Below are 10,755 nucleotides of genomic sequence, written 5' to 3' on the forward strand. Positions count from 1 at the left end.
CCATCACCATTAGTGCCATAGGCTACAGCACTTTTAATCGCATTTACTTCGTTAATGGCATTGGTGATCTAAAACTGGATGTAATTGTGCTGCAAAGCACCAACGAAGAATTGCAGACCGTTGAAGTGGTTGGTACCAATGGCAAAAAATACTATGGCAACTACTCTTTTTCGGCCACTAAAACAGCTACTTTGAACAAGGACATCCCACAGGCTATTTCTTCGGTTTCGAAAGAATTAATTGCCGACAGGCAGGCGGCTGTACTGGCCGATGCGGTTAAAAATGTAACCAGCGTATCACAAAGCAGCTATTACAACCAATTTTCGATCAGGGGAATCAACCAGAACGAAGAGGGTGCTATAATTAATGGCATGCGTACCCGCCAATATTATTTTAACCAGCCTTTGACCAATAACCTGGAACGGATAGAGGTAATAAAAGGTCCGGCGAGCGCTACATTTTCGAGTGTAGACCCAGGGGGAAGCATTAATCTGGTAACCAAAAAACCACTGACTGAAGATCGCAAAGAGATTAGTCTCTCGGCCGGAAGTTTCAGTACCATTAGAGGCGCTTTAGATTTTACAGGCCCTCTAAATACAGATAAAACGCTGCTTTACCGGCTTAATGTAGGTTATGAAGACAGTAAAAGCTTCAGAGACCTGCAATACAGAAAGGGTTACCTGATTGCCCCTTCTTTTTCGTACATCCCGAACGATCGAACCAGCTTAAATGTAGAAGTGGTAATGAACAACAGCAATTCGAGGTTAGACCGTGGACAGGCTATTTTTGGTGCAATTGCTGGTAAAACAGAGCTAAAAAGTACACCGATCAGTTTCAATATGGGTGCCAGTAACGACCGTTTTAACAGCCAGGATTTAATGTTGATGACCAATTTTTCGCATAGCCTCACACAGGATATTGTATTTAATGTGGCCTATATGAAGCAAAACTGGAGCGAGGATCTTTTAGAACATAGAACTACCAACGCTTTTGGCGTTGATGAAAACAATCAACCTATCCCTACGTTAGCAGCCATGCGTGCCGTTCAGCGTCAGCAAAAATGGCGAACCGACAATCTAAGCACCTATTTCAGTATAAACACCAATACTTTTAGCTTAATCCACAAGCTGGTAATCGGGTACGATAGAATAAACACCCAGAAACTGCGGGGCGGTGGCGAAAACTCGGCTCAGGGCTACCGTTTAAAAGATGGAACCATTGCAGCTAGGTACGATCCCACAAAGAAAGACCTCTATTTATTTAAGGTTGTAAATGGTATAAATGCACCAGTGCCCAATGTAGAGCACTTTAATCTAGCAAACCCAAGCTATACCATTAAAAATTTAAGCGATTACGTTTTTACCAAAACAGAAATTCCAGCTGCATATAATTTGGTTAATGCAGTGTATCTACAGGATCAGATAAAATACGATCAGCTTACCTTAACATTGGGTTTACGACAAGAGTGGTACGAGGATTACAGCAATTACAAATTGGCTACCGAAAAGAAAATTTATCAGCATAAGCTTTTGCCAAGGGCCGGAATTACCTATGCCATAAACGCAAACATTAACCTTTACGCAACCTATTTACAAGGGTACCAGCCCCAAGGTAATACCTCAACCCTGGTTATTGTTCCACCACCTGCAGGCACCAATTTTAAACCTTTAGAAAGTGATTTAAAAGAGATTGGTGCAAAATCCGAATGGTTGAATAAAAGTTTAATGGTTAACATTTCGGTATTCGAAATCAACCAGAAAAACCTATTGATGAATGCAAATGATCCATTGAATGTAAACCGCCTGATAGAACGCGGTGCCCAACGCAGCCGCGGTGTCGAATTCGAAGCCTCTGGTTTTATCAGGTCTAACTGGCAGTTTAATGCGGGTTATAGTTATGTCGATGCCATTATTAAGGATGATTTTAATCCTGATTTAATTGGTCAAAGGGTGCAGAACACGCCAAAACACAGTGCCAGCTTATGGACACGCTACAACTTTGAAACCCTTAAGCTAAAGGGAATAGGTTTTGGAGCAGGTTTACAGTACAGTGGTACGAAACTTCCCTTGTACATCAGAGATTTTGTACTGCCTGCTTATACCCTGTTAGATGCCGCGCTCTATTATTCGTCTGCTGGTTCTAAAGTGCAACTGGCTGTAAATATGAATAACATTTTAAATAAAACCTATTGGGTTGGCGCACAAAACTATCTACGCCTTTTCCCCGGTACACCAAGAAATGTAATGTTTAACGTAACCTATAGAATATAATGCCAAATAGAATAAGCACTATAGCCAAACAAACTTTTAAAACCGCCCTTAACAATAGGGCTACCTTAGCCTTAACCCTTTTATTAGGTTTATCACTTGGTTTGGCTACCTATGTAGGCTGGCAGAATTTTAAAACACAAAACAATCAGCGCCTGCATTATAAAGAATTGGTTAGGGCACAATGGCTGGCAAAACCAGATAAACACCCACACCGGATGGCACACTATGGTTACCTTGCCTTTCGCGAGAAACATGAACTGAGTTTTTTCGATTTTGGGATAGAAAGTTTTGCAGGTGTATCGATCTTTTTAGAAGCGCATAAACAAAACACAGTAAATTTTAGTGAAGCAGGTTTTTCTAACGGAATGTTGCGCTTCGGCGAAATCAGTGTGGCCATGGTACTGCAACTCCTGGTGCCACTTCTCATTTTCTTCTTAGGTTACAACAGCATTTCAGCTGAGCGCGAATCGGGGACATTAAAGATCCTGCTATGCCAAAATGTAAGCTGGAAACAGCTCCTCTGGGGCAAAACATTGGGCATAATTGGTGTTTGTTTGTCGATATTTATCCCCCTTATGCTGCTTACCATTTTGTTATGGGCCTCACTAAGTCATTGGCAGATTAGTGGTGATGCCAGTTTGCGCTTAATGGTATTGGTATTTAGCTATGCCATCTATTTCTTCATTGTATCTGCTGTTACGGTTTTGGTTTCGGCTTTTGCACGCAGTTCTAAATCAGCCCTAACTACTTTATTGGCCTGCTGGATATTTTTTATGGTCATTATGCCGAGGATTACCCAGGCAATCGGCGTAAAAATTTACCCCTCCCCATCTAAAATAGAGTTTGCCTATGCCATTGCTACCGACATCCATAAACAGGGCGATAGCCATAATCCAGGTGACCCACATTATGCTGCGATTAAAGACTCACTACTCAAAACTTACGGTGTTACCGATGTAAAAAAACTGCCTTTTAACTATGGTGGTTATATTATGGCAGAGGGCGAAAAAATAACCTCAAAAATTTACAGCAACCACCAAAAGGAACTGAATAAAATTTTTGAAAAGCAGAACAGCATTACAAAGGTAGCAGGTTTCATGAACCCTTACTTATCCCTCAAGCATATTTCGATGGCCATAACAGCCTCTGATTTTGACACCTTTGTTGATTTTCAGAACCAGGCAGAAGCCTACCGCTATCAGCTGGCTCAAAAGATGAATAAACTACAAATTGATAAGATCAGTAACATTGCCCCAGGAGAAGAAGAAAAACCTTTGGCCATTAGTAAGGCAAACTGGGCTGAACAATCTGATTTCAATTACCACTTTGGCAAATTAAGTTCAGTAATAACAAATGAGTTATTGGCACTGAGTGCTATAACCTGTTGGTTATTGGCAACGATCCTACTGCTACAATACATTGCCAGGTGGATTAAAACGATATAGCTATTAAGGATGAAAAAAAGTATATATAACCTCGAATTTAAACTGTTTTTTAGAAACAGCTCCTCATGTATAGGCATCATTGTGCTGCTGATTACAGGCTTTGCCGGTTTGTATTTCGGCAAAACCTTTATTGCCAACCAACAGGCCGTAATTGAAAAAGCAGCAATGTTACAAAAGAAAAACACCCTCAGCAATATCGATCATTTTGGTAAAGATATTGGCTTATTATTTTACCACAATAAATTTTCATTGGCTAATGCACCCAATGCCTGGGCCGCCTTTGCTAATGGGCAGCGGGATATTAACCCTTATTTAATCTCGGTAACCATGCTGGGTTTAGAAGGTCAGATTTACGATACAGATATTAATAACCCGGTAAGCCTGCTTTTGGGCAACATGGACCTGAGTTTTGTGTTTATCTTTTTATTTCCCCTGGTGATTATTGCCTTTAGCTATAACTTGCTTTCGGAGCAAAAAGAAAGTGGGGTTTGGTCGCTTTTAAGCGCGCAGACCAACCAGTCTTTTCAGGTGATCTGGCAAAAATTTTTAGTTAGGGTAGCCGTAATTTTTTGTGTTGCTTTATTACTATTATTTGTAGCTGTTCTTTATCTGCATTTGCCCGCAGATTTCATTTTCTTTTCAATAACTACACTCATCATATTTTATCTGGCTTTCTGGTTTGCAGTTTCATTTTTTATCATTTCTTTAGCAAAATCATCGAACTTTAATGCTTCGGCATTAGTTGCCATTTGGGTACTTATCTGTATTGTAATTCCAGCATCACTTAACCTTTTTCTTACCCGAAAATATCCCATGCCAGAAGCACTGCAAAATGTAATTAACCAACGCGAGGGTTATCACGAAAAATGGGATATGGCCAAAGAAGTTACAATGAAACCATTTTTTGAACATTATCCGGAACTGAAGCAATATCCCTTCCCACAAGAGAAAACTTTTAGCTGGTTCTGGTATTATGCCATGCAACAGATGGGCGATGATCAGGCAATGCCGAGTAGGCGCGCAATTGAGAATAAACTGGCCGCCAGACAGCGATTTACAAATACGCTTGCATTTTTCTTCCCTACCATACAAGCCCAGTTGGGGATAAACAATATGGCTGGATCGGATCTTAATACCCACCTCGATTTCCAGCAGGCGGTTAGAAAATATCATGAGCAGATCCGCTTGCATTTTTATCCAAGCATCTTTCTTAATAAAGCAGCGGACAGTACAGATGTTAAAGACTATAAATTGGAAAAATATAGTCCGCAGCAAACGCCTTCAGTTTGGGTTAATTTGCTATCTATGTCGATCCTAACCGTAATCCTAATTGGAACAACAGCTTTTAACTTTAAAAGGCAGGAACAATTTTAGGTTTACTGTGGTTGAAACAATATAAAAATGGTCTGCGTTTACATGGACCATTTTTTTTATCATAAACCATTAAGAAGTTATAAATATCGAATAGGTGATGGTCTGTCGAATAGAAATTAGCCGAAGTCAAAGGCAGTATGAGTTAATTCCACGTTGCAGCCAAATAACCTATTGAACAATATACTAAAACCTATTAGCCAAAGAAGAAAATTCTTTACATCTGGCTATACCTTACAGGATGGAACAGGATGGACTAACGAAATAAAAGTTCTAATCTCGTATAACCAAATACCATCAATTCTTTTAATCGATACCTATATGAGCAAGAAAAATTATACGTCAAACAATGCAATCGTTTGCACCTAATCGCCCCTATACTACCATTTTAAAGCCTTAAGGCAAAAAAAAGACTATTGTAGTCAAACATTAAAAACTAACTCATTTTTCATCCTAAAACAGGTAATACATCCAGAAAAGAATGGATTAATTGCTTAATCATATGCCCTCAAAACAGATAGCACACTCCATCTAATATGCTATTTGGCTAAATAACCAAATATTTACATAACCAATAAAACTATGGATCTTAATTTTTATCCAGAAAATCTAAAGCGACGAAAAGGCTCTTCGTACAAAAAAATCCTGCTTACAGGTATGTCGGCATTGTGCTTACTTTGCGTGGCGAATACTGCAGATGCGGCCAACCGTAAAACGACACCTGGAACCTTGGGTACAAACATTTCAACGAGCAAACGAGATGTTAACCTTAAAGGAAAAATTGTTGACGAAAAAGGCGAAACCTTGGTTGGCGTTAGTATAAAAGTGAAAGGTACAACTATTGTAGCTTCTACTGATGTCAACGGTATTTTCTCCATTACTATTCCATCAACCGTAAGCAGCCCGGTTTTGGTGGTTTCGTACATTGGATATACCACACAAGAAGTACCTGTAGATGGAAAAACGACTATAAATATCCAATTAAAAAGTTCCACAAATGATTTAGATGAGGTTGTAGTTGTTGGTTATAACACTGTAAAGAAAAGTGATTTAACCGGAGCGGTTGTAAGCGTGGGTGCAGAACAGATCAGATCGAGGCCGGTACAAAATGCATTACAAGCCATACAGGGTAAGGCAGCCGGGGTTGATGTAACTTCAAACGAGCGCCCCGGTCAGATCGGCTCCATTTTAATCAGAGGTGTACGATCTATAAACGCCAGTAATTCACCGCTTTACGTGGTAGACGGTATTCCATTTGCCGCAGGTGGAATCGAAGCCATCAATCCTAACGATATCGAAACCATCGACATTTTAAAAGATGCATCGGCAACAGCAATATATGGATCAAAAGGAGCAAATGGAGTTGTTCTGGTTACCACTAAAAAAGGTAAAGCAGGCAGATTAACTTTAGATTATGTGGGTACGGCCACCATCGAAACCATCCAGGATAGAACAGAGATGATGAATGCTGCCGAATACATCGAATTCCGTCGCGATGCTTACCGTCGCGTAGGTTATTTAAATCCTGCAGCGCAGGCAAGCAGCACCTATCCCATTACACCAACACAAGCAGATGATAACCGGATATTTCCTAACGATAGCTATGTAACAGCGAACATTGCGCAAGGCTGGCAAAATGGAGTTTACAATGGCAGTTTAGTACCTACAACAAATTGGACCGATTTGGTTACACGGACTGGTATTACTCAAGACCATGTATTAAGCGCCAGTGGCGGTACAGACAAATTAAAAGCATATGCCTCTTTTGGCTACTTAAACCAGATTGGTACAGAACTTGGCCAGGATTATAATCGTTATACTTCTAAGGTAAGTGTAGAATTGAATCCGGTAAAGTGGTTTAAATTCGGTGCTAACATTACCGCATCTTATGGCTTGCAGAACTATGGATTTTCAACAGGTAATGCAACAGGCCCGAGCAGTTTATATGGTGCAGCACTTGGCATGCTTCCTGTTGCTGTACCTTTTGATGTAAATGGTAACAGGATTAATTTACCTGGTGCCGATATCAATATTCAAAATCCAGTGGGTGAAGATCAATACAATATCAATTTACGTAAAGTGTTAAGAACAATCGGCTCTTTCTATGCTGAAGTAAGCCTTTTAAAAGGATTAAAGTACCGTATTAACTTCGGTCCTGATTTTTATAATAACTATAACGGAAGATATCAGGATGCAAAATCAATCAATCGTGGCGCGGGCGAATCAGGTTCTACCAATTATGCTCAGCTTAACCAAAACAACAGATTTGCCTATACGCTAGATCACTTGGTTTATTACGATAAAACAATAAAAAAACACAACTTTGGCGTTACTTTATTGCAGAGTTCATCGCTCTTTAAAGAAGAGAGTTCATCAATGACGGGAACTAAAATCCCTTTAAGTAACCCACTCTGGTATGGCCTAGGCGGTGCAAATATTCCGAGCCTGGATGCTTTTAGTACCGATTTGAGTAGAAACACTCTAGTATCTTACATGGCCAGGGTTAATTACGGCTTTAATAGCAAATACCTGTTAACAGCGTCTGCCCGTTGGGATGGTGCATCGCAATTAGCTGAAGGCAACAAATGGGACTTTTTCCCTTCTACTGCAATTGCGTGGCGTGTAGATCAGGAAGATTTTATGAAAAATATCAAATGGATCGATCAACTGAAACTTCGCTTAGGTGTGGGTAGTGTAGGTAATTCAGCCATTTCTTATGGAACAACTTTAGGTAAATTACAGCCCTTAACTTATACTTATGGCGGTTCGGTACAAACCGGATATGTAGCATCAGATGCATCACTGGCCAGTCCGCCTACCTTACCAAACAAGGCGCTTGGATGGGAGCATACCTTACAATATAACCTTGGTCTTGATTTTAGCTTAGTTAAAGGCAGAGTTGGCGGTTCCATAGACTTATATAAATCTAATACCACCGACCTGTTATTGCAAAAAGATATCTCTTCGATAAATGGTTATACTTCATCTTTCGACAACATTGGAGAAACCCATAATAAAGGTATCGACATTACCCTGAACACTGTAAACTTAAAAAACAAAGATTTTAGCTGGTCTACAACCCTAAGCTTTTCGGCAAGTAAAGATAAAGTGGTTAAACTGGCCAACGGCGATGTGATTGGTAGTTTATTGTTCATCGGTCAAAGGGTTAGAGTAGCCTACGATTTTGTAAAAGATGGCATCTGGCAGAATACGCCTGAAGACTTAGCTGAAATGGCAAAATTTAATGCTAACCTGCCAGCAGCAAGCGCTTTTAAACCAGGCAGCATTCGGGTTAGGGACTTAAATAACGATTATAAAATTGATGCCAATAACGATAGAATGATAAGAGGAAGTTACACGCCAAGCTGGACAAGCGGGATTACCAATACCTTTAATTATAAAAACTTCGACCTTTCTATTTTTATTATTGCAAGATATAATTTCTTAATTGCCACGGGTGCAGAATCACTTCAAGGCCGTTTTGCCCAACGTTTGGTTGATTATTGGACACCAACCAATCCAACAAACGATTATCCTGCACCAAATTATGGAAGTGCAGCCGGCGACCCTTACAGAAGTGCTATGAACTACCAGGACGGATCTTTCGTAAAAATCAGGAATATCTCATTGGGCTATTATTTCCCGGAAAAAATTGCTAAAAAATTATCATTATCTAAATTAAGGGTATATGCGCAGGCCATTAATCCGGGTTTAATCTACTCTAATGTTGGTTGGGTTGATCCTGATTCAGGTATCTCATCCAATAATTCCGTTACCTCAACTTTTAACAGAGGTGTAGTATTTGGTGTTAATGTTAGTCTGTAATCCTTAACCGCTATTTAAAGAAATTGATCATGAAAAAGATTATAAATATATTATCGGGTGCTGCAATATTAGGAGGATTGATGATTTTCCCTACTTCTTGCAAAAAAAGCTTCTTAGATGAAGAAGTTGTTAATGCCCGTACCACTGCAGATTTTATCACAACTGATGGCCTCGACGGTTTAACCATAGGCATGTACCAAAGTTTAAAATTTCATTTTAATTATACCTGGGCATACACTACATCCAACTATGGAGTGGATGAATTTACCGTTGGTGGAGATAGAACCGAACAAATGTGGAACTCTTACGACGCCAGTTTAAATTCCCTTAATTCGGATGTGGCCAGTGTATGGGACAATATGTACGAAAACATAAATTCGGCCAATATCCTTATCAAAAACGTGCCGTTGTATTATCAGGGTGCAAGTAAAAACACACGCCTGGGCGAAGGTTATTTTATGCGTGCTTTCGATTATTTTAAACTGGTAAAACAGTATGGTGGCGTTCCGTTGAGGTTAGAAGCACAGGATTTAATTCAGGAAGAATTTACAAGGAATAGTGCAAAAGAGGTATATGAGCAAGTGATTCAAGATTTTACACAGGCTTATAACTTTTTGCYAGCTACAGTAACAGAAACCGGGCGGATTACCAAATGGGCAGCTGCTCACTTTTTGGCAAAGGCATATTTATTCCGTGCAAGCGAAATAAACAATGCATGGAATAGCGATACCAAAACTGCTGATTTACAAAATGCAGTAAAATATGCCGACCTGGTGATTAACAGCGGTCAGCATACCCTGGCTACCAACTTTAGCGATTTATGGAATTTCACCACCATTGATGGCGCGAACGAAACCAACAAAGAAATCATATTAGCCGCACAGTTTTCTGGCAATACAGCTACTCAGGGGCGTTATGGGAATCAAGTACATTTGTATTATCCCTCTATTTACCAAAATTTACCAGGTATGCAACGCGATATCCCTGGCGATCGTGAATTCCAGCGTTTAAGATCTACAGATTATGCCTTGGATGTTTTCGACCGTGTAAACGACTCGAGGTTTTGGAAAAGCTTTAAAACACGTTATTTATGTAATAGACCTGCCGGAGCACCACTTTGGACAGCAGGAACAGTGCCAACACCAGATCTTGTGGGTAAAGCAAAATTTGCCGGCGGCGAAGAATCTATTTTATATATCGTTAATAATGCAGGCGATACCAGGTATACACCTGCCGTTGCAAATGCAAACCCTGCACTTCCCACCGATATCGGCCGCCGCAAACCAAGTATGTATGTAAGGTATTTTGCTGGCCAACCGCAAAGTTATTTGGGTGGGCATGGAAATTATGGTGTAAGTCAGTTTGTTGCTTTATCTAAATTTATGGATGGTTCAAGAAATGCTGTAGCCTCACAATTTGGTCAACGTGATGGAATTTTAGCACGACTTGCAGAAACCTATTTAATTGCGGCTGAAGCTTACGGACGAATGGGCCAGTTTGCGCAGGCCATTCCATATCTAAATAAAGTTAGAGATCGTGCTGCTTATAAAGAAGGAGAAGACAGATCAGCATACGTAGATGGTGGTGCGTCGTATAAAAACAATGCTGCTGCAAACACAGCGCCATTTGTTTCATACTCTGATAAAAACAGCTACTTCGAATCAAATAACATCACTGCCACAACAGCCACCACGCTAACCAGTATGCACTTAAATAGTGAGGCTGATATATTTAACTCCAATAAAGAGTTTTATGATAAAATTGGTGCTACCTCACAGGAAAATAAGTTTACAGCTTTTATTTTAAACGAACGCTCGAGAGAGCTAATGGGCGAGTTATTACGC

At 40.0% G+C, this 10,755-nt stretch carries 5 protein-coding genes; all 5 read left to right on the forward strand.

Annotation, left to right across the window (positions count from 1 at the left end; all coding sequences use genetic code 11):
* The coding region (locus AC1DND_RS08250; RefSeq protein ID WP_477580676.1) for a TonB-dependent siderophore receptor at positions 1-2,270 on the forward strand (2,270 nt) is incomplete at its 5' end.
* Positions 2,270-3,715: an ABC transporter permease gene (locus AC1DND_RS08255; RefSeq protein ID WP_477580677.1), complete on the forward strand. Its 1,446-nt coding sequence runs from the start codon at positions 2,270-2,272 to the stop codon at positions 3,713-3,715. The genes AC1DND_RS08250 and AC1DND_RS08255, both read left to right, overlap by 1 nt.
* Positions 3,716-3,724: 9 nt before the next feature.
* Positions 3,725-5,089 (forward strand): DUF3526 domain-containing protein, encoded by a 1,365-nt coding sequence (locus tag AC1DND_RS08260; RefSeq protein WP_477580679.1) that lies wholly within the window; start codon positions 3,725-3,727, stop codon positions 5,087-5,089.
* A gap of 579 nt (positions 5,090-5,668) precedes the next feature.
* Complete coding sequence (locus AC1DND_RS08265; RefSeq protein ID WP_477580681.1) at positions 5,669-8,911, forward strand: SusC/RagA family TonB-linked outer membrane protein; 3,243 nt, start codon at positions 5,669-5,671, stop codon at positions 8,909-8,911.
* 29 nt (positions 8,912-8,940) lie between these two features.
* On the forward strand, positions 8,941-10,755 hold a 1,815-nt coding region (locus AC1DND_RS08270), incomplete at its 3' end, for a RagB/SusD family nutrient uptake outer membrane protein (protein ID WP_477580683.1).

It is taken from the genome of Pedobacter sp. 01N416 (genome assembly GCF_056399685.1).

What these genes read in the sequence shown, in the direction of transcription:
- AC1DND_RS08255 (WP_477580677.1), top strand. Translation starts at nt 2,270, where the DNA reads ATGCCAAATAGAATAAGCACTATAGCCAAACAAACTTTTAAAACCGCC.
- AC1DND_RS08260 (WP_477580679.1), top strand. Translation starts at nt 3,725, where the DNA reads ATGAAAAAAAGTATATATAACCTCGAATTTAAACTGTTTTTTAGAAAC.
- AC1DND_RS08265 (WP_477580681.1), top strand. Translation starts at nt 5,669, where the DNA reads ATGGATCTTAATTTTTATCCAGAAAATCTAAAGCGACGAAAAGGCTCT.